Here is a 20,809-nt window from a genome sequence, read left to right as displayed (position 1 = left end):
ATTTTCTTTCCTAATTATCTGGACAAACCTCGTATGCTTGTATCGAGGTTTTTTGATGTAAGCAAGGTGATTTTAAATCTCCTTGCCTTACTTTTTATCGCCTTTAGCGATTCTTTTAAGCATTCCATCAAATATAAAATAATGAAAAGGGAGCATGGAATACCAGTAAAGTCTGCCCCAAATTCCTTTAGGCCGAAAGGTGGCAGTTTGATGAAGCACATTTTCGTCATCGATTTCAAATTCAAGCCAGGCTTCTCCGGGAACTTTCATTTCGGCAAAAAGCAAAAGTCGTTTTTGCTCTTTATCGGCAAGTAAAACCCTCCAGAAATCAAGGGAATCCCCCACATTAATTTTAGAAGGATGCGTTCTTCCGCGCCTAAGCCCTACGCCTCCAAAAGCTTTATCAAGATAGCCGCGTACTTTCCATAGCCAGTTTCCGTAATACCAGCCGGTTAATCCGCCAATGGTCCAAATTCGCTCAAGAACTTCCTCCGGATTTTCAATCTTGATCGATTGCGCATCTTTTAAGCAGCCAAAGGTAGGTACCTGGATGTATTTATTAAGGTCTTTGCGAAATCTGCCGCTACTCATGGAGTCTTTCCAGCTTGAAATGACCTGGTTTTGTTCAATTTTATAAAATGCCAGTTTGATTGCCTCTTTATAGGAAATGGGATGAAGGTCTAAAATTTCCTCAAGCCGCTTATCATTGGAAATCACTTCTACTTTCATGCTGTTTACAAGGTTTACAGCAAGTTTATAGGAGGTGGAGGTGACAAAATACAGCCAGTAAGAAGATAGTTTTGGAGACATTATGGGAACATCCAGAATGTATAATTTTAAATCCCTAACTTCAGCATATTGCTGCATCATCTGTTTATACGAAAGCACGTCGGGGCCTCCAATATCAAAAGAATTATTATAGCATTTTTCATTCCCAAGCACCCCGGTAAGAAAGAGTAGAACATCTCTTATTGATGTGGGCTGGCATTTTGTGTTTACCCATTTGGGAGTGATCATTATTGGTAATTTCTCACAGAGATCCCTGATGATCTCAAAGGAAGCACTTCCGGAACCCACAATGATAGCTGCTCTTAGAACCGTTAGTTTGAAATCACCCTGATATAAAATTTCCTCCACCCTTTTCCTGGATTGAAGATGCCTGGAAAGTTTTTCTTCATTTACAATTCCGCTAAGATAAATCACCTGCTTTACCGAAGTTTCTGCCATCAGCTTATTGAAATTTTGAGCCGATTCTGCTTCCTGTTCATCAAAATCTTCCATAGAACCGGACATGGAATGGATCAAATAATATGCTGCATCAATATTTTTAATCGCATCGGGTGTTTCATCAGGAAGTTCAAGAAAATCTATTTCAACTATTTCTATTTTTGAAAGCAATTCTTTGTTAGCAGATAATCTGTTTTTGTTCCTTACAGCACAAACTACTTCGTGACCAAGTTCTATTAGTTGAGGTAAAAGTCTTAATCCAATGTAGCCATTGGCACCGGTAAGTAAAATTCTCATAGAATATTTTAATAGTTCATAATTTAAGAATAAATTGTCTACTTTCACTTAAATTAATAAATTTTAAACAAAATGAACAACACCCTTAAGATAGTTTTATTAGTTGCTGGAGTAGCCTTGGTAGGCTATGGATTATATACCTTAATAACTCCGGAAGTACTAATGGAAGCCGGGCCTCTAAAGATTGAAGCTCAAGGCGATAAAACGCAGTCTTACGCAATGATCGTACTGGGTATTTTGGCATTAGTTGGAGGAGTTGCCTTCGGAAAAAGGTAAACAAAGATTTAATTTAAAGCGCTCGCTAAAACCATTATTATGGACGAGCTGATATACTCTATCCCAATTGCGATTACAATAAATCCTATTATCCTGGAAATTGCGTTAATTCCGGAAGCTCCTAGTATTCTCACTATATAATGGGAGCTTTTTAGAACGCCAAAGGTTGCCAGGCAAACTGCAAAAATAGCCAGAACTGTGATGATCCTTTCATAAAAAGCCCCATATTCCTGATACATTCCAATTAACAAAGAAATTGAGCCCGGGCCTGCCAGCATAGGGATTGCCAGTGGTGTCAGAGAAACTCCTTCCCGCTGATAAGCATCGTCTTTTACGCGCTGCTTATCCATTCCTTTATGTTTTGAAAAGGATCCTGTTAGCAATGCAAATCCTGAAGTTACGATAATAAGTCCCCCGGCGATTCTTAAAGATTCAATGCTTATGCCAAAAAATTGAAGCAAATATCGACCGGTGAAAAAGGAGATCACAAGGATTACAAAAATGTTAATCGATGTAAGAAGGGATGTTTTGGACCGTTCTACAGAGGTATCATCCTTTGTAAGTCCCACAAAAATAGGAACCGTTCCCAATGGATTAATAACAGAAAAGAGCGCAGCAAAAACATAGATAAATAATTCCATTCTTTTTTGCAGCAAAGGAACGTTAGCAAAGCTTTCCGGTGTTTATCCATAAATTAAGCTTGTGTCAATTAAACACCTGATAAATCTGCCTACCGTGAAATTAGTGTTACTGCATGTCCTCCACCTGGGTTGGAGCATTGTCACTTTTATAATCAAGAATTTTTTTAAAGTATTTGTGAATTCCGGCATCATCTGCTTTTACTTTAATGAAATAATGATCTTTGTAGATCGAATATTCTTCTGCTTTTCCTTTATAAAGGTTCAATTTATAATAAGGGATGACCAATGCATAAGTTTCCAATAAAGACCGGAACATCACGATAATTCCCTTCGGACGCATTTCCACATTGCATGTATTGATGTTCTGGTCCAAAACCATTAAATTATGTATATCGATGCTCATAGTAGTAATGTGGAGTTTTGGAGAACCTATTCCATTTAATTTGAAGCGTTGCAAAAGGGTGAAAGGAGCACCCACTTCAGCATTGATTTTTTCGCGGATTTTTGGCTGATTGTAACTTATATTCAGTAGCATAACATTTTTTTATAAAGATAAGGATTTGGGACTAAAGGACTATCGCTTGCCCGTATTTTCCATTATCTTTGCCCCTTATTAAGTCTGAAAAAAGGTTAAAATATCTAAAATGAATATTCAAAAAACCATTGAACAAGCGGTTAAAAATGCACTTGAAAAGATTTACGATGTAGAAATAGAACAGTTTGAATTTCAGCCTACCCGCAAAGATTTTGAAGGAGATATAACTTTGGTGACATTTCCCATGCTGCGACAGGTAAAAACAAGCCCGGTACAGTTAGGGCAAAGTATTGGAGAATTTCTGGTTGAAAATGTTTCCGAAGTTGAAAAGTTCAATGTCGTTCAGGGGTTTTTAAACCTTGTTTTAAGCGATACCTTCTATTTGAATTTTTTTAATGAGATAAAAAATCAGAAGGATTTTGGAAAGCTTGATTTTTCTGAAAATTCTAAAACTATCATGGTGGAGTATTCTTCCCCAAACACCAATAAGCCTTTGCATCTTGGTCATGTTAGGAATAACCTTTTAGGGTTTTCTGTAGCCGAAATTTTGAAGGCTGCGGGAAATAAGATTTATAAAACCCAAATAATAAACGATCGTGGAATCCATATTTGTAAGTCCATGCTGGCATGGGAGCGATTTGGAAATGGAGAAACACCAGGATCTACGGGACTAAAAGGGGATAAGCTGGTTGGAAATTACTATGTAAAATTCGACCAGGAATATAAAAAGCAAATTTCAGAATTAATTGCTCAGGGAAAAACTGAGGATGAAGCAAAAGCGGAAGCGTCAATTATTAAAGAAGCACAACAAATGCTTCTTAAATGGGAAGCCGGAGATCCTGAAGTGATCGCTTTGTGGGAAAAAATGAATCAATGGGTTTACAGTGGGTTTGAAGAAACCTATAGCAACCTTGGAGTTGATTTTGATAAAAATTACTACGAAAGCGATACGTATTTACTAGGGAAGGATGTTGTTGCACAGGGAATTGAAAAAGGCGTTTTCTACAGGAAAGATGATGGAAGCGTTTGGATAGATCTTACTGATGAAGGGCTGGACGAAAAAATAGTGTTGCGTAGTGACGGTACCGCGGTTTATATGACGCAGGATATAGGTACAGCGATTCAACGGGTAAAAGATTTTGATATAGATGGTATGGTTTATACCGTTGGAAACGAGCAGGATTATCATTTTAAAGTCCTGTTCTTAATTCTGAAAAAACTTGGATTTAATTGGGCGAATTACCTGGTTCATCTAAGTTACGGGATGGTGGATCTGCCATCAGGGAAGATGAAAAGCAGGGAAGGAACCGTGGTAGATGCCGATGAGTTGATGGAGCAAATGACCCTTACCGCAAAAGCTATTTCAGAAGAACTTGGCAAGTTGGATGAATATTCAGAAGAGGAAAAGGCGGAACTGCATAAAATGATTGGGTTGGGAGCTTTGAAGTATTATATTTTGAAAGTGGATCCTAAAAAACGAATTCTCTTTAATCCGGAAGAATCGGTAGATTTTCAGGGAAATACGGGTCCATTCATACAATATACCTATGCCCGTATTCAATCTATTCTTAGAAAAGCAGATTTTGATTATTCTGAAGAACTCATTATTCCTGTAACGTATCAATTACACGAAAAGGAGAAGGAACTTATTAAGCAAATCCAGTTATATCCTGAAATGATCCAGCTGGCTTCAGAAAATCACAGTCCGGCATTGATTGCTAATTTCACATACGATTTGGTTAGGGAATTCAATTCATTTTATCAGAATGTGACTATTCTGGGAACCGATAATGAAGTTGAAAAAAAAATCAGGGTGCAGTTGTCAAAAATAGTAGGGGACGTCATTAAATCATCATTTGGATTATTAGGGATCCAGGTTCCGGAGCGAATGTAAAAGCCCCCTAACCCCTGAAGGGGGAAAACGGAAGGGGAAACATACAGAATACCGAAAATAAAACTTTTCACTTCAGTATCAAATCATTAAATTTGCAAACCGCCGGGAAAGGGCGGTCAACTTAAATAAGAAGTAGAATTATGTTCGATAGTTTAAGCGATAAGTTAGATAATGCCTTACACATCCTTAAGGGACATGGCCAGATCACGGAAGTAAACGTAGCGGAAACCTTAAAGGAAGTTCGCAGGGCACTTGTTGATGCCGATGTGAATTATAAAATTGCTAAAGAATTTACCACCACGGTAAAGGAAAAAGCAATGGGACAGGATGTTTTGACAGCCTTGAAGCCGGGACAAATGATGGTAAAACTCGTAAAAGACGAGCTTACCGAATTGATGGGAGGCGAGGCTGCAGGGATCGATCTTTCAGGAAAGCCTTCAGTGATTTTAATGGCAGGTTTACAGGGGAGTGGTAAAACCACATTTTCTGGAAAACTGGCGAATTATCTCAAAACCAAAAAAACTAAAAATCCTTTATTGGTTGCCTGTGATGTTTACAGACCGGCAGCGATAAATCAGTTACAAATAGTTGGTGAACAAATAGGAGTAGCGGTATTTAGTGATGAAGGAAATCAGGATCCTGTTAATATTTCTCAGGCGGCAATCGCATTTGCAAAGCAAAACGGGCATGACGTGGTAATTATAGATACCGCAGGTCGTTTGGCGGTAGATGAAGCTATGATGACAGAGATCGCAAATATCCATTCCGCGATCAAACCAAATGAAACCTTGTTTGTTGTAGATTCCATGACTGGTCAGGATGCGGTGAACACCGCGAAAGCCTTTAATGACCGCCTGAATTTTGATGGGGTAATTCTTACAAAACTTGATGGTGATACCCGTGGTGGTGCAGCTATTTCCATTAAATCGGTTGTAAAAAAACCGATAAAGTTCATTGGTACCGGTGAAAAAATGGATGCGATAGACGTTTTCTATCCTTCCCGTATGGCCGACAGGATTCTTGGAATGGGGGATGTGGTTTCCCTTGTAGAACGCGCACAGGAACAATATGATGAAGAGGAAGCAAGAAAACTTCAGAAGAAAATTGCTAAAGATCAATTTGGTTTTGACGATTTTCTTACTCAATTACATCAAATAAAGAAAATGGGGTCTATGAAAGACCTTATGGGAATGATCCCGGGTGCAGGTAAAATGCTGAAAGATGTTGATATTGATGATGATGCATTTAAACATGTAGAAGCGATTATTTATTCAATGACCCAGGCAGAGCGAAGTACTCCTACTCTTATAAACGCATCCAGAAAGAAAAGAATTGCAACAGGTTCAGGAACATCGGTTCAGCAGGTGAATCAATTATTAAAGCAATTTGGCCAGATGGGAAAAATGATGAAGATGATGCAAGGGGGTGGCGGAAGAAAGATGATGCAGATGATGAAGGGAATGAAATAAATATCCTCAAATGCCCGATTGATGAATTCAAAAAAAGATCAACTTACCTTGATAGCTAACTAATTATAATACCGATTACTGAAATGATAATTCTGGATGGTAAAAAAACAAGCAACGATATTAAAGATGAAATTGCTGTAGAGGTTACAAAAATGAAACAACGGGGCGAAAAAATCCCACATCTGGCCGCTATAATTGTAGGAAGCGATGGAGCAAGTTTAACCTATGTGAATAGCAAAGTTCAGGCCTGTAAGAAAGTTGGTTTTGAATCTTCCTTATATAGAATGTCATCTACCATAAGCGAACTGGAATTGATGGCGAAAATTAAAGAACTCAACGAAAATGATGATATTGATGGGTTCATAGTTCAGTTACCGCTTCCCCCGCAAATAGACACACAAAAAGTTTTGATGGCGGTAGATCCTGAAAAGGATGTAGATGGTTTTCATCCAACCAATTTCGGGAAAATGTCGCTGGATATGAGTTCTTTTATACCGGCTACACCGTTTGGGATTTTGGAATTGCTGGAGCGGTATGATATTCCTACAAAAGGGAAACATACGGTGGTAATAGGACGTAGCCATATCGTTGGACGCCCAATGAGCATTCTAATGGGAAGAAGTGGTTTCCCAGGCAATTCAACGGTCACTCTTACTCATGAGTTCACAAAGAATATTACCCAAATTACATCCCAGGCCGATATTATTATCATCGCCGTAGGTATCCCCGATTTTCTAAAAGCCGAAATGATTAAGGATGATGCCGTTGTAATCGATGTTGGGATAACGAGAGTGCCAGATGAAAACGCAGAAAGAGGATATGTTTTAAAAGGCGATGTAGATTTTGATAATGTAAGTAAAAGAGCATCGTATATCACACCGGTACCTGGTGGGGTTGGGCCAATGACGGTTTCTATGTTGCTTAAAAACACACTGTTGGCACGCGAAAATCACAGAGGGAAAATATAAAATTCGATTGATATTTAAAAAGTAAAAAGCCGCATTTTGCGGCTTTTTACTTTAATTTTATTTCTTTGTTTTCAGGAAAAAAAATTACTCTTCCTCCAGTTTCCAATCAAGATATTTGTGTAGATCAGATTCAATAAATTTCAGTCCGAACGTAAATACAGCAAAATCGTCTATATATCCTATTCCAGGAATAAAATCGGGAATTATGTCAAGTGGATTCAAAATATAAAGAAAAGCAAATGCGATCGCTGCAATTGTAAACCAGGGAACATTGGTATAAATTCCTTTACGGTAATCCTTCAGCATCCCAAACATAACCTTGCCAAGCTCTGTATATTTTTTTAATACACTTGAATTAACAATTTTATCAGCGATAGCTTCCTGGCTGCTCATAGCCACTTCTACGTCATCTTCATTTATTTTAGTGATTTCACCACTTACATATTCCTCGTCTATTAATTTAGATTTTTTGCCAAACATAGTTGTGTGTTTTTTTAATGGTTAATTTTATAAAGTGTCATTTCCATATTCTGTTTTGTATATTTTAAGGATCAACAGGAAAAGCGATATTAAAAGAGGGCCAAAAATCAGTCCAATAAATCCAAAAAGAGGTACTCCAACAACCACTCCAAATAGTGTGATCAATGGGTGAACGCTGGAGAGCCTTTCTAAAATATACAAGCGTACCAGGTTATCGGTGGAACCTACTACTACAAATCCATAGATCAAAATCGCGATGGCCTGCCAGTTTTGTCCTTGAGATAACAAAAGCAAGGTAACCGGAATTATTCCAATAGCCGTTCCAATAAACGGTATCATAGAGCCAACAGCGGTAATTACAAACCAGAAAAAAGGATCCGGCACTCCAAAGATAAGATAACCAATCAATGCGATTACCCCTTGAATTAATGCTACCAGGGGAATTCCCAGGGCATTGGAACGAACCGAAATATCGCTTTCTACTCCTACGCGTTTAATGTTTTCATCGTTTAATGGAATGTACGTATTAAGCAATTCCTTCATTTTTTCTTTATTGATCAACATGTAATAAAGCATAAAATACATGATACCTATCGCGATAAAAGCATTAAAGGTCCCGCCGGCCAAACTCTGTAGATTTGTAGATACCCACTCTGTTATGGCAGAACTATCGATACTTTTGCTGAGGTTGTACCCAAAATATTCTTCAACTTTATTTGTTTGACCCTTGATAGCTCTAATTACCTTTTCTGAATTTACTACCGCTTTCCCAATTTTAGATGAAAGCATAAAAACAATCAACGAGATGGGGATCAAAATTCCAATGAAGGATACTATCATTAATAAAGCGGCCGCCAGAGATCTGTTCCATCCCCTTGCCAGAAGTTTTCCCATCCATTTTTTTAAAATAACATATAATGTGATTGCTCCCAGAACACCGGAAAAGTAAGGAATGATTTCCTTAAATATTAAAAGCCCTAAAAAGATAATTAACATCAGCACGAAAAGCTGGCGTACTAAAGAGGGTTTTAGTCTATCCATCTATAATCTTATTTTGCGAAAAGTTGGTCAATGTTTTTAAAAGCTTTAAATTCTAATGCATTACCAGACGGGTCTTTAAAAAACATAGTTGCCTGCTCACCTGTTTTACCTTTAAAACGAATGTAGGGCTCAATTACAAATTCAATATTTTTCCCTTTCAGTTTTTCTGAAAAATCCTGAAACACATCCCATTCCAATACAACACCAAAATGTGGGATTGGAACATCTTTTCCATCTACTATATTTCCTTTGTGAGTCGAAGTAGGAGCTGGTTCCTGAACGTGGATCACCAACTGATGTCCAAAAAAATTGAAATCAACCCAATGATCACTACTTCTGCCTTCAGTACAGCCCAGTGTGTCCCGGTAAAAACTTCGGTTGGTCTCTAAGTCCAAAACAGGAATTGCCAGGTGAAATGGCTGAACTTTATTAGTCATATGATCAATTCGTTTTTAGTTTGTTATAAAATTATAAAGATATAATGGCTATTTAGTGCCAATTATCTGTTAAGATTTATTTTTTTTTGATCCGGCTCGAGGTTTCTCAGTATTTTTAAATGATCTTCTAGGCTCATTTTTTTCCTGAGTTTTAGACCTTTCGGGCGATTCAGCCTTTTGAACAGGTTTTTCTATTTTTTCAGAATCTGAAACCATGGAATTTAAGGTTTTTAATTCCTGGGCGGTTAAATCGCGCCATTCGCCGGTTGGAGTGTCTAAAATAACATTCATGATCCTTGTGCGTTTCAGGTTTATAACTTCATATCCCAAATATTCACACATTCTTCTAATTTGCCTGTTCAATCCCTGTGTGAGAACGATTTTGAAATCAAATTTTCCCAAACGCTCGACCTCGCATTTTTTAGTCATAGTATCCAATATAGGAACTCCCATGCTCATTCGTTGAAGAAAATTGGAGGTTAAGGGCCTGCTTACGGTGACGATATATTCCTTTTCGTGATTATTCCTGGCGCGCAGAATTTTGTTTACAATGTCCCCATCATCTGTTAAGAAAATAAGACCTTCGCTGGCCTTATCAAGTCTTCCTATTGGGAAAATACGTTTTGGATAGTTTATGTAGTCTATAATGTTGTCTTTTTCAACACCCGTGTCTGTGGTGCAAACAATACCTACAGGTTTATTAAATGCAAGATAAACAGGTTTTTCATCCTGATTAATAATGGTTTTCCCATCCACTTTTACAACATCATTTTCTGCTACTTTGGTTCCCATCTCCGGGATGTTTTCGTTTATAGTTACTCGTCCCTGCTCAATTAATTTGTCAGCTTCACGTCTTGAACAGAAACCGGCTTCGCTTAGATATTTATTTATACGGGTGAGTTGCATTTTTTTTTAAATAAAGTAGGGTAGCAAATATAAAGATAAGTAGACCATTTTTTTGGTTGTTCTTAAAAATATACTTGCTACCCCAAAGTAAATTTATTCTGTTTTTTTATTATCTACGGCCACTTCATCTGTATCTTTTCTGTATTTCAGCATGGATATTCCAGCTATAAAAAATACAAATCCCAAAATCGCCAATGGCCAGGGGCTTATCGCTAAAGCTAAACTTCCAAAGATTCCAAGAACGCCCATTACTAAGGATATGGCACCTCCTATTAACATTATAACTGCTAAAATCTTAATCATACTGTAAATTATTGGTTAGGATGTAAAGGTAACCAAAGAAATTCAACCAACATTTACATTAACATTTCTTAAACATGAGCAGAATTACCAGCTAATCATAAAATATTTGATTTTCGCATTATCCGGTATTTGAGAAGCCGAAATCCGGGTATCCGTATCATATCTTAAACTGGAAGGTAATTCCCGCTTATCTATGGTGAGATATAAATTCAATTCATCTATAAATATCACAGCTGAATTCAAAGTATTTTCAATTCTGGAAATCTTGTATTTCTCTACCACATCGCCAAAGGTGCTGTTTATATTTAAACCTTTAATGGTTTCATACCTGGGATCCAAAATCTGAATATACCCAATTGTACTTGTGGTATCAAATTGTTGCACCGGTTCCAGAATAAGTAGCGGCGAGCCATCTTTATCATAGATTTCTATATTATTGGTGGAATTTAGAAATTCATTTCCTGAGATATTTCTTACTATAGAATCATTGGAGAAAATAGAGTCCAGCTGATTGATCCTAATTTCCTTGGTGAGTTGGCCTACCCTTGTATTGTCGATTAGAAATGGATCTGAATTCCGATTACAACCAATTATAAAAACGATTGTTATTAGTAGAATACTTATTTTTTTCATGCTTTTATTGCCTGGGCTTTATTTAAATGCTTTGTTTAATATGCTCATTACGCCTCTTATAAATGTAGCGCTGGTTAAAACCTTAATAATTGGATCCTGTCTTTTTCTGCTTCTTCCGGAAGTTCTGGATGAAGTACGTTTTACTTTTTCCCTTTCTTCTTTTGCTTTTTCCCTGGCATCTTCCTTTTCAGCCCGTTCTATTTTATGTTCGAGTATTTCATAAGCGCTTTCCCGGTCTATATTTTTATTGTATTTGGCCGCTAAGGAAGAATTGCTAATAATTTTGGTTAATTCCTCTGGTGATAAAATGTCCATCCTGCTACCGGGAGCTCTCATCATAGTTGCAGCAAGTGGAGTAGGGCGTCCTTTTTCGTCTAAAACCGAAATAAGTGCTTCGCCTATTCCTAACGAGGTAAGCACGGTTTTGGTATCATAAAATTCAGATATTGGATAATTTTCTGCGGTTAATTTTATTGCTTTTCGATCATTTGCGGTAAAGGCCCTTAGACTATGCTGAATTTTTAACCCTAACTGACTCAATATTTCCTTTGGTACATCGGTTGGATTTTGGGTGACGAAAAATATACCAATTCCTTTGGAGCGAATGAGTTTTATGACACTTTCCAATTGATCCATCAATGCTCCTGAAGCCTCTTTGAAAATTAGATGTGCCTCATCAATAAACAGTACTAATTCCGGCTTGTCACTATCTCCTTTTTCAGGAAAAGTGGTATAAATTTCAGCCAGCAAACTCAACATAAAAGTGGAGAACAATTTTGGTTTTTCCTGAATGTCATTCAGCCTTATAATATTTACATATCCTTTTCCTTCCGAAGTTTTTCCAACAAGATCCAGAACATCAAATGAAGGTTCTCCAAAAAATAAATCGGCTCCCTGTTGTTCAAGAGCGACTATTTTCCGCAGAATGGTTCCGGTAGATGCTTTAGACATCCTGCCGTAGCTCTCTTCAAATTCCTCTTTTCCCTGATCTGTTGCAAAGAGGACGATCTTTTTTAGATCTTTTAAATCCAGCAAAGGCAAATGATTATCGTCGCAATATTTAAATATAATTGCAAGAATTCCGGTTTGTACATCTGAAAGATCCAGGATCCGGGATAAAAGGACCGGGCCAAATTCACTGGCGGTAGCCCGAAGGCGAACCCCGGGCTGCTGTGATAAGCTCATCATTTCCACCGGGGATGCCATAGGTTCAAAATCAAAACCAATTGCTTTGTGGCGGGCTGTTAATTTTTCATTTTCCTTAGCTGGCATCGCAATACCGCTTAAATCCCCTTTAATATCCATCATCAAAACAGGAATACCTTTTTCCGATAAATTTTCAGCAAGGATTTGCAGGGTTTTTGTCTTTCCGGTTCCTGTTGCCCCGGCAATAAGACCATGCCGGTTTAATGTTTTTAATGGGATTTTTACCGCGGCCTCGGGAAAAGTCAATCCTTCCAGCATCGCTGCACCCATGTGTATAAAATCTCCTTTTGTGGTATAGCCTTTTTGAATATGTTCTATAAACTTTTGGTGGTCTTTCATATTACTAAGTTATCAAAAAATTGGGAATTGAATGGATGTGTTTTTCTAATTTCAGCAGATTTTTGAGTTAAGACATCATAGTTTGTTGAATAAAAGCGAAGTATGTTCTCCATGTTTTTTTAATGAACGTGAAACTTTTTATAGCTAAAAAGCACGTTTTTCAATATTAGCTTACCGCAGGAGCAAGCATTTGTATGGTTCCGTTATCAGCGTTGATCTCAGCCCGTAAACCATTTGGAATCGTGGAGTTATCGCTTATATGCCCAAACATAGCTCCGGAATACGCCGGGATATTCAGTGGCTTGATATAATGGTCTATCACTTCTTCCAGTGTGAAAGATCCATATCCCGATCCCGGATCACAACTGGTACATTTTCCAAATACAAATCCGGAAATTTTATCCAGGACTCCCCCAAGTTTCAATTGGGTCATCATTCTGTCTACCGCATAAATTTGTTCTCCTATATCTTCAAGATACAGGATCTTATTTTCCCATTGAGAAGGAAAATATTCAGATCCCATAATTCCGGTTAATACAGAGAGGTTTCCTCCAAGCAAAACTCCCTGTGTTGTTCCGGGTGTTATTGTTCTTATTCTATTTGTTACCTGGGTTAAATTATCGCCAGTATCCTTGGGGTTTTCAAGCAATAATGCCTGTTTATCAAATAGAATTTGTTTGAATATTGAATAGCTGAATTTATTCCAGGTAGAAACGGCAAGCGGCCCGTGAAAAGTTACTAACCCGGTCTTGGCATAGATTGCTAAATGGAGTGCGGTAATATCACTGTAGCCAATAAAGATCTTTGGGTTTTTTGCGATGGCCTCATAATCGATCTTATCCAGAATCCTTGCCGCCCCCGAACCGCCTCTTAATGCTATCACTGCGTTTACCTCCGGATCCCGAAACATATCATTGAATTCCTTGGCCCGTTCTTCATCCGTTCCGCCAAGGTGTCCAAACCTGTTGTTTACAAACTCACCCAATTTCACTTTTAAACCCATGGCCTCAAAGGATTCAACCGCAATCTCATAAGGCTCGGTTTCAAAAATGGCCGATGCCGGGCTCACAATTCCTATGGTGTCGCCAATAGATAATCCGTTTGGCAAAAGTGAATTGGAACTCTCAGTGGGAATTGAAGAGAATCCGCCAGGCGATATAAAAGAGGATAGTGATATTGACAATCCGCCCACTCCAATGTTTCTTAAAAAATTTCTTCTTTGCATTTTTCGCTGTTTTTTATTTGAAATATAGGTGCCTTAATTATTGGAAGTGCTTTCAACACAGACTTGAAATATCAATAATTTTCATGAATACCTTTCAGAATAATCTCCATTTGTTTTTTAATTTCTGCCGAAGAATTCGGGTAATTATTATTCATAAAGCTGAATATCAAAATCTTTCCGCTTTTGGTTTTCAGGAATCCGCTTAAAGCGTGATTGTTCCTTAAAGTTCCTGTTTTTGAGAAAATGTACGGTTCCTTGGCCAAATATGAGTTTTGGAGGGTGCCGGATCTTCCTCCGGCGGGCAAAAGTGAAAATAGCCTTTGGGAAGGTACAATTTCAGCAATTTCCTGCAATAGGAAAACCATATTGCGGGGAGTGATAAGATTATACCTGGACAATCCGGATCCATCTACCCAGTTGGGTTTATCCGGGAGATCATTTAAGTGTTGCTCCAGGATATGAGAAATGGCGATATCGGTTTTTAGGCTGTCTGAAATTTTTCCGGCAACCATAAGCAGGGTTTGCTCAGCCAAAAAATTATCGCTTTGTTGCAGCATTTGTTTGTAAAGACTGTCTGAAGCTATGCTGAAAACAGTTTTTGTCTCAGAAAGATCTTCCGGCCTTATTTTAAGGATCTCAATAGGTTTTTGGAGCGTATCGCTTAGCAATTCCGCAAATAATTCATCTGAAGTTTTGAAGGGAACAATTTGGGTAAAACCTTCGGATCCTGTAAAGGGCTTGTATAGAAATGTGTTTTTTTCCAGGGACCTTCGAATGCGGTTTGAATTTTCCTGACCGGGTATTAAATTTCTTTTGAAACTTCCAGGTAAACTCACAGGAATTGAATCTCCCGGGAAAAATTCAAAAACCGCATAATTTCCATAAATAGGAAATGCAGATCGTTCCACAGAATAATAAGCGTTGTAATCGTCCCAGGCCCATCCGGGTCCAAAATGTTCTTCGGTAAAAACAGGAGGGAGATAATATAAATTTTCTTTTCTGTTTTTCAGAAAGCTTAAAACTTTGGATTCCGGTAATTCTGAATATAAAAATGAAGGATCTCCGGTTCCCCAAAAAACCAGGGAATCATTTTTCACCACGTATTTCAATGCCGGAATGGAATCTTCCAACACTTTTAATCCGGCGTAAAAAGTGAGCAATTTGATGTTGGAGGCGGGAGTGAAATATTTCTGAGAATTAAAATCATAGAGTGTTTTTTTCTTCACGGGATCGTAAATCATAAAACCGGTGAAACTTTGCACAAAAACTTCAGCCTTAAACTGTTGGTTTAATTGCCGGTTTAATTTTTTCGCAGAAGAACAGGATATCAAAAATAAACTGGAAAATAATATAATAAACAGGTTTTTCATTCCGGGGTATTTGTTAAACAGCTTCTTTTGAAATACTGGTTTTATAGATCCTTTCAAATTAAAGGAAAATTTTGAATCTTCAGGAGGCTATTTCGGGATAAGATGAACTTTTTAAGGGCTTTCCTAAATTTGATTATAGTATGATGTGGGTCTTTAAGTTTCCTTATCTTTGCACGCTATGATTACACAAGAGAAACAGGCATTGGTGGATGAGGGAATCATGCTGCCTTTAATGGAGGCTTTTTATACCATTCAGGGGGAAGGATTTCATAAGGGAACGGCAGCTTATTTTATTAGGATAGGAGGCTGTGATGTAGGATGCCACTGGTGTGATGTTAAAGAAAGCTGGAATGCAGACCTGCATCCTCCAACCGCTATAGGCGAAATAATTGAACAAGCTGTTGAGTACAGTAAAACTATTGTGGTCACAGGTGGAGAGCCTTTAACCTGGGATATGGGTCCTTTAACCCAATTGCTTAAAAAACAAGGTTGTCAAATTCACATCGAAACTTCCGGAGCCTATAAATTAACTGGTACCTGGGACTGGATATGCCTTTCTCCAAAGAAAATAAAATTGCCCACACCCGAAATATACGAAGTAGCCAACGAACTTAAGGTGATTGTTTTTAACGTACATGACCTTAAATTCGCAGAGGAACAGGCGGATAAGGTTAATGAAAATTGTATTTTATATCTTCAGCCGGAATGGAGTAAAAGAGATAAGATGATCCCCTTGATCGTAGATTACGTTATGAAAAATCCCAGGTGGAAAGTCTCTCTTCAAACCCATAAATATCTTAATATCCCATAAAAAAAGCAGTTAAAAGTCAAACAAATGAACTTTTAACTGCTTTTATCCTTCATTAAGGATTTTAATTGCCCGAGATTTTTATTTCAAAAAACCGATAAATCCTCTTAATTTATAGCTTTAAAAGGGATTTCAACATATTTGTTATCCCAGCCCATTAATAAATCGGCTCCATTTTCCCCTGGAACAAAAGCCATAGAAAAGGCTTCGATAGTTGTAGGAGAATTTCTAACAGGAACTTTTATACGAACTTGATCTTTTTTATCGGTATAAGAATATGCACCCCAGGTGTGAACATCGTTGTTTAAAATTACAGTCCATTCATTTTCCTGCGGAACCGTATATATGGAATAGGTTCCTGCTTTAACTTCTGCATCCCCAACTTTCATATCTTTATATAATGTAAGCTCAGTAGACTCATTGGCTCCTGTGCGCCATACCTCTCCGTAAGGTACCAGTTTTCCGAAAATTTCCCGATCTCTTGCTTGTGGCCGGCTATAAATTACTCTTGCGATTACCTCGTCATTCTGATTTTTATAAATTACCAAATCCATTGGGCTGGCATCCAATTTTGAGAAATTTGGAATTTCTTTTGGTTTTTCTGTTTCCTGAGCGAACGAATTGCTTTGAAATGAAAACATTGCTACTAATGCTATTAAAAATAGGTGTTTCATAATACTTTTTATTTTTTAATATTCTGCCTAAAGGTACTGTTTAGGCTTTTGTACAGATGTTAATGAAGTATTTAAAATATGTTAAAACTCGAAGTTTTATCTATAGGGATTTCAATGTTTTTATATGAGCAATTCAAGCAGCTAATTTCATTTGAAATGTATTCAGGCATTTTTAGCTATTATTAAATTTCTATTGGTTGTTATATTGCGTTTTTTAGTTTATAAATATAACTAAAATGATTTATTGTGTTTTATAATGAAATTAATATTAGCATTTTTGGCTTTCAATTAAAAGCAATTATTATGTGCGGAATTTTAGCAATTATCGGAAAAAAAGAGGCCGAAGCGCAAAGCCTAAAGATGTTATCGAAAAGGATGAGTCACCGTGGCCCGGATGAAAGTGATTTTCATATTACAGAATCAGGAGCGATTTTGAGTCATGAAAGGCTGGCCATTATGGATATTAATACCGGAATACAACCAATTCAGGGAACTTCAACAGCCTGGATGATCCATAATGGGGAAATATATAACTACCAATCTCTTAAAGAGAATGAATTGAAAGACCACACCTTCAGAACAACAGGGGATTCAGAAGTTATTGTCCATTTATATGAAAAATACGGATATGGTTTCCTTGAAAAACTAGATGGGGATTTTGCCTTTGTAGTAGTAGACGGGAAGGATTTTATCGCTGCCCGTGATCCAATCGGGGTAAAGCCTTTATATTATGGTAAAGATAAGGAGGGGGCCTTGTGGTTTGCAAGTGAGATGAAAGTTCTGGCAGATCAATGTGTTAGTTTTGAAGCTTTCCCTCCTGGGTATTATTACACACCTGCTACCGGTTTTGTTCAATATTTCAAGCCGGAATGGTATCGGGATGAAAAATGTAAGAAGGAAGCAGATCTCAAAAAGCTTAGAGAGGCACTTGTAGAAGCCACAAAAAAGCGGTTGATGGCCGATGTTCCTTTAGGGGTATTATTGAGCGGAGGATTGGACTCTTCCCTAACTTCTTCCATCGCCGCAAGGGTTTTGAAGGGGCAGGGAAAAAAACTTCATTCTTTCTCCATCGGGCTTGACGCGGATGCTCCGGATTTGATCGCGGCAAGAAAAGTTGCCAAGTTCCTTAAAACCGAACATCACGAAATTCACTTCACTGTTGAGGAAGGAATCGAAATAATCAAAAAACTTATCTGGCATTTGGAAACCTATGATGTTACTTCCATTAGGGCAAGTACTCCTATGTATTTCCTTTCAAAAGCTATTGCTGAAAAAGGGATTAAAGTGGTGCTTTCGGGAGAAGGAGCCGATGAGATTTTTGGTGGTTATTTATACTTTAAAAATGCACCATCTGCAGAAGCCTTTCAAAAAGAAACCATAAGAAGAGTGAGACGATTATCTACCGCAGATTGTTTAAGGGCCGATAAATCTACGATGGCCCATGGAATAGAGGCTAGGGTTCCATTTTTGGACAAAGCTTTTTTAAAGACCGCCATGGAGATCGCCCCGGAGCATAAAATGCCAGTAACCCATTCCGGGATAGAAAAGTATATTTTGAGAAAGGCATTTGATACACCTGAAACTCCTTTTTTACCCGATGAGGTCTTATGGAGACAAAAGGAGCAATTTAGTGATGGAGTTGGATATAGCTGGATAGATGGGTTGATAGCTTATGCATCATCAAAAGTGAGTGATGTAGAGTTAGATACTGCTTCCTCCAAATATCCTGTTAACACTCCAAAAACCAAAGAAGCTTATTTTTACAGGGAAATTTTTCAAGGATTTTTTCCACAGGAAAGTGCGGCAAATTCTGTTAAAACATGGACCCCAAAATGGCAGGAAGATAAAGATCCCAGCGGAAGGGCTAATTCCACACATATCGCTAAAAACAGCCTTTCAGGTGTAGGGTTGACGAATTAAAAAGCCGAAGTATAAAAGCGATGTTTTTACACAAATTGTTAATAACTTAAGTGTATTATGAAGCGCTTCAGACTAATAGGAGTAGGGGTTTTCTTATATTTGTTTGTTATATGAAATCATGAAATTTAACAGAGTTATATATGAGCGAAGAAGCGAAGAAAAACAGTTATTCCGCAGATAGTATTCAGGCGCTGGAAGGAATGGAGCATGTGCGCATGCGGCCTTCTATGTATATTGGAGATACCGGTATAAGAGGTTTGCATCACCTGGTGTATGAAGTGGTGGATAATTCTATAGATGAGGCCATGGCCGGGCACTGTGACATTATTAAAATTACAATTCAAAAAGATGGTTCTGTAAGGACTGAAGATAATGGACGGGGAATACCGGTAGATCTTCATAAGAAAGAAGGTGTTTCTGCGCTTGAGGTTGTAATGACCAAGATAGGTGCCGGAGGTAAGTTCGATAAAGACTCCTACAAGGTTTCAGGAGGTTTGCACGGTGTAGGTGTAAGTTGTGTGAATGCGCTTTCAGAGCATTTAACGGCTACTGTTTATCGCGATGGAGTAATTTGGGAGCAGGAATATGAATTAGGGAAGCCACTCTATCCCGTGAGATCTGTAGGTGAAACCGATCTTGCAGGTACCGTGATTACTTTTAAGCCGGATCCAAGTATTTTCGAACAAACAATAGATTTTAACTATGATACCCTTGCCAGCAGGATGCGGGAATTGTCATTTTTAAATAAAGGGATCACCATTTATTTAACCGATGAGCGGTTGGAAGCTGAAGATGGTACGATTCCAACAGAAACATTTCATTCAGATGAAGGTTTAAAAGAATTTATCCGGTATTTGGATGGAAACAGGGAATCTATTATCAAGGATGTGATTTCTATGGAAGGGGAAAAAAACGATATCCCTGTTGAGGTGGCTATGGTTTATAACACTTCCTTCAACGAAAACCTTCATTCTTATGTGAATAATATTAACACGCACGAGGGTGGGACACACCTTGCCGGCTTCAGAAGGGGACTTACAACTACTTTGAAAAAGTATGCCGATGCTTCGGGAATGCTGGATAAGTTAAAGTTTGAGATCGCAGGAGACGATTTCCGTGAAGGGCTTACCGCTATTATTTCAGTAAAAGTTGCCGAGCCTCAATTTGAAGGTCAAACCAAAACTAAATTAGGTAACCGTGAAGTTACAGCGGCCGTTTCTCAGGCAGTTTCAGAAATGCTGGAGAATTACCTGGAGGAAAATCCGGGCGATGCAAAAATAATTGTTGAAAAGGTGATTCTTGCTGCCCAGGCTCGTCACGCCGCTAAAAAAGCGCGTGAAATGGTTCAGCGTAAAACCGTGATGAGCATAGGAGGTTTACCTGGGAAATTATCTGACTGTTCTGAACAGGATCCTGAAAAATGTGAGGTGTATCTTGTCGAGGGAGATTCGGCAGGTGGTACAGCAAAACAAGGAAGAGACCGGAATTTTCAGGCTATATTACCCTTAAGGGGTAAAATACTCAATGTGGAAAAAGCTATGAGGCATAGGGTTTTTGATAATGAAGAGATCAAGAACATATATACGGCTTTAGGGGTAACCATTGGTACTGAAGAAGATAGTAAAGCTTTGAATTTATCAAAATTAAGATATCATAAAGTGGTGATAATGTGTGATGCCGATGTAGATGGTAGTCACATTGAAACTCTTATTCTTACCTTCTTTTATAGGTATATGAAGGAACTTTTGGAGAATGGCCATATTTATATAGCTACGCCACCCCTTTACTTAGTAAAAAAGGGCCAGAAAAAACAATATGCCTGGAGCGAAAAAGAACGCGATACCATAGCAGAAAGCTTTAGTGGGAGTGTGCAAATTCAACGTTATAAAGGTCTTGGAGAGATGAATGCGGAACAATTATGGGATACTACCATGAATCCGGAGTTTAGAAAGCTGAGAAAAGTTAACATAGATAACAGTAGTGAGGCAGACAGGATTTTCTCCATGCTTATGGGGGATGAGGTTCCGCCAAGAAGAGAATTTATAGAAAAGAACGCAGTATATGCTAACATTGATGTTTAGCATAAAACTTATCAAAGAACCCGTCTTATGGCGGGTTTTTTTATGATATTTTATAGATTTAAGTTTTCCTTAAATAATA

The 20,809-nt window shown here is 38.0% G+C and carries 20 protein-coding genes; 7 read left to right on the top strand and 13 right to left on the bottom strand.

The window, feature by feature from the left end; all coding sequences use genetic code 11:
- Positions 1–87: 87 nt before the first annotated feature.
- Positions 88–1,524, bottom strand: a complete 1,437-nt coding sequence (locus ACKGJN_RS00400) for an SDR family oxidoreductase (protein ID WP_409537447.1) — start codon at positions 1,522–1,524, stop codon at positions 88–90.
- A 72-nt stretch (positions 1,525–1,596) separates the two neighbouring features.
- Here ACKGJN_RS00400 and ACKGJN_RS00395 point away from each other — a divergent pair, with 72 nt between their 5' ends.
- Positions 1,597–1,800, top strand: a complete 204-nt coding sequence (locus ACKGJN_RS00395) for a hypothetical protein (protein ID WP_409537446.1) — start codon at positions 1,597–1,599, stop codon at positions 1,798–1,800.
- Positions 1,801–1,808: 8 nt separating this feature from the next.
- Here ACKGJN_RS00395 and ACKGJN_RS00390 read toward each other — a convergent pair whose 3' ends face one another.
- On the bottom strand, positions 1,809–2,441 hold the full coding sequence (locus ACKGJN_RS00390; RefSeq protein ID WP_409537445.1) for a MarC family protein: 633 nt from the start codon (positions 2,439–2,441) through the stop codon (positions 1,809–1,811).
- Between the two features lie 106 nt (positions 2,442–2,547).
- Positions 2,548–2,976 (bottom strand): hypothetical protein, encoded by a 429-nt coding sequence (locus tag ACKGJN_RS00385; protein ID WP_409537444.1) that lies wholly within the window; start codon positions 2,974–2,976, stop codon positions 2,548–2,550.
- Positions 2,977–3,085: 109 nt separating this feature from the next.
- Here ACKGJN_RS00385 and argS point away from each other — a divergent pair, with 109 nt between their 5' ends.
- The 3 genes from argS (at position 3,086) to ACKGJN_RS00370 (ending at position 7,307) form a co-directional block, all read left to right on the top strand.
- Positions 3,086–4,870, top strand: a complete 1,785-nt coding sequence (argS, locus tag ACKGJN_RS00380) for an arginine--tRNA ligase (RefSeq protein ID WP_409537443.1) — start codon at positions 3,086–3,088, stop codon at positions 4,868–4,870.
- Positions 4,871–5,010: 140 nt separating this feature from the next.
- Positions 5,011–6,339: a signal recognition particle protein gene (gene ffh, locus ACKGJN_RS00375; RefSeq protein WP_409537442.1), complete on the top strand. Its 1,329-nt coding sequence runs from the start codon at positions 5,011–5,013 to the stop codon at positions 6,337–6,339.
- An 83-nt stretch (positions 6,340–6,422) separates the two neighbouring features.
- Positions 6,423–7,307, top strand: a complete 885-nt coding sequence (locus ACKGJN_RS00370) for a bifunctional 5,10-methylenetetrahydrofolate dehydrogenase/5,10-methenyltetrahydrofolate cyclohydrolase (protein WP_409537441.1) — start codon at positions 6,423–6,425, stop codon at positions 7,305–7,307.
- 84 nt (positions 7,308–7,391) lie between these two features.
- Here ACKGJN_RS00370 and ACKGJN_RS00365 read toward each other — a convergent pair whose 3' ends face one another.
- The 9 genes from ACKGJN_RS00365 to ACKGJN_RS00325 all read right to left on the bottom strand — a co-directional run bounded on the left by ACKGJN_RS00365 (position 7,392) and on the right by ACKGJN_RS00325 (position 15,247).
- Positions 7,392–7,787: a YkvA family protein gene (locus ACKGJN_RS00365; protein ID WP_409537440.1), complete on the bottom strand. Its 396-nt coding sequence runs from the start codon at positions 7,785–7,787 to the stop codon at positions 7,392–7,394.
- 27 nt (positions 7,788–7,814) lie between these two features.
- A complete protein-coding gene (locus ACKGJN_RS00360; protein ID WP_409537439.1) occupies positions 7,815–8,828 on the bottom strand; it encodes an AI-2E family transporter in 1,014 nt (337 codons plus the stop codon).
- A gap of 8 nt (positions 8,829–8,836) precedes the next feature.
- On the bottom strand, positions 8,837–9,265 hold the full coding sequence (locus ACKGJN_RS00355) for a VOC family protein (RefSeq protein WP_409537438.1): 429 nt from the start codon (positions 9,263–9,265) through the stop codon (positions 8,837–8,839).
- Positions 9,266–9,334: 69 nt separating this feature from the next.
- Entirely contained in the window at positions 9,335–10,171 is an 837-nt protein-coding gene (rluF, locus tag ACKGJN_RS00350) for a 23S rRNA pseudouridine(2604) synthase RluF (protein ID WP_409537437.1), read from the bottom strand.
- 93 nt (positions 10,172–10,264) lie between these two features.
- Positions 10,265–10,474: a hypothetical protein gene (locus tag ACKGJN_RS00345; RefSeq protein WP_409537436.1), complete on the bottom strand. Its 210-nt coding sequence runs from the start codon at positions 10,472–10,474 to the stop codon at positions 10,265–10,267.
- An 84-nt stretch (positions 10,475–10,558) separates the two neighbouring features.
- Positions 10,559–11,107: a hypothetical protein gene (locus tag ACKGJN_RS00340; protein ID WP_409537434.1), complete on the bottom strand. Its 549-nt coding sequence runs from the start codon at positions 11,105–11,107 to the stop codon at positions 10,559–10,561.
- 18 nt (positions 11,108–11,125) lie between these two features.
- Entirely contained in the window at positions 11,126–12,652 is a 1,527-nt protein-coding gene (locus ACKGJN_RS00335; protein WP_409537433.1) for a helicase HerA-like domain-containing protein, read from the bottom strand.
- A gap of 166 nt (positions 12,653–12,818) precedes the next feature.
- Positions 12,819–13,877, bottom strand: coding sequence for a S66 peptidase family protein (locus tag ACKGJN_RS00330; RefSeq protein ID WP_409537432.1), 1,059 nt, complete (start codon positions 13,875–13,877; stop codon positions 12,819–12,821).
- Positions 13,878–13,948: 71 nt separating this feature from the next.
- On the bottom strand, positions 13,949–15,247 hold the full coding sequence (locus tag ACKGJN_RS00325) for a D-alanyl-D-alanine carboxypeptidase/D-alanyl-D-alanine-endopeptidase (RefSeq protein WP_409537431.1): 1,299 nt from the start codon (positions 15,245–15,247) through the stop codon (positions 13,949–13,951).
- A gap of 178 nt (positions 15,248–15,425) precedes the next feature.
- Between ACKGJN_RS00325 and ACKGJN_RS00320 the strand changes: the two genes are divergently transcribed.
- Positions 15,426–16,058, top strand: coding sequence for a 7-carboxy-7-deazaguanine synthase QueE (locus ACKGJN_RS00320; RefSeq protein WP_409537430.1), 633 nt, complete (start codon positions 15,426–15,428; stop codon positions 16,056–16,058).
- A gap of 104 nt (positions 16,059–16,162) precedes the next feature.
- Here ACKGJN_RS00320 and ACKGJN_RS00315 read toward each other — a convergent pair whose 3' ends face one another.
- Positions 16,163–16,729, bottom strand: coding sequence for a DUF2911 domain-containing protein (locus ACKGJN_RS00315; RefSeq protein ID WP_409537429.1), 567 nt, complete (start codon positions 16,727–16,729; stop codon positions 16,163–16,165).
- 303 nt (positions 16,730–17,032) lie between these two features.
- Here ACKGJN_RS00315 and asnB point away from each other — a divergent pair, with 303 nt between their 5' ends.
- Together asnB and gyrB are read left to right on the top strand one after the other, a co-directional pair.
- A complete protein-coding gene (gene asnB / locus ACKGJN_RS00310; RefSeq protein WP_409537428.1) occupies positions 17,033–18,649 on the top strand; it encodes an asparagine synthase B in 1,617 nt (538 codons plus the stop codon).
- A 140-nt stretch (positions 18,650–18,789) separates the two neighbouring features.
- Positions 18,790–20,730: a DNA topoisomerase (ATP-hydrolyzing) subunit B gene (gene gyrB, locus ACKGJN_RS00305; protein WP_409537427.1), complete on the top strand. Its 1,941-nt coding sequence runs from the start codon at positions 18,790–18,792 to the stop codon at positions 20,728–20,730.
- Positions 20,731–20,809: the final 79 nt, after the last annotated feature.

This window comes from Gillisia xinjiangensis, from assembly GCF_046298265.1.
GTDB classification, from domain to species: domain Bacteria; phylum Bacteroidota; class Bacteroidia; order Flavobacteriales; family Flavobacteriaceae; genus Gillisia; species Gillisia xinjiangensis.
Note: the sequence above shows the minus strand (reverse complement) of the source record. Positions and strands in the feature narration are given on the sequence as shown.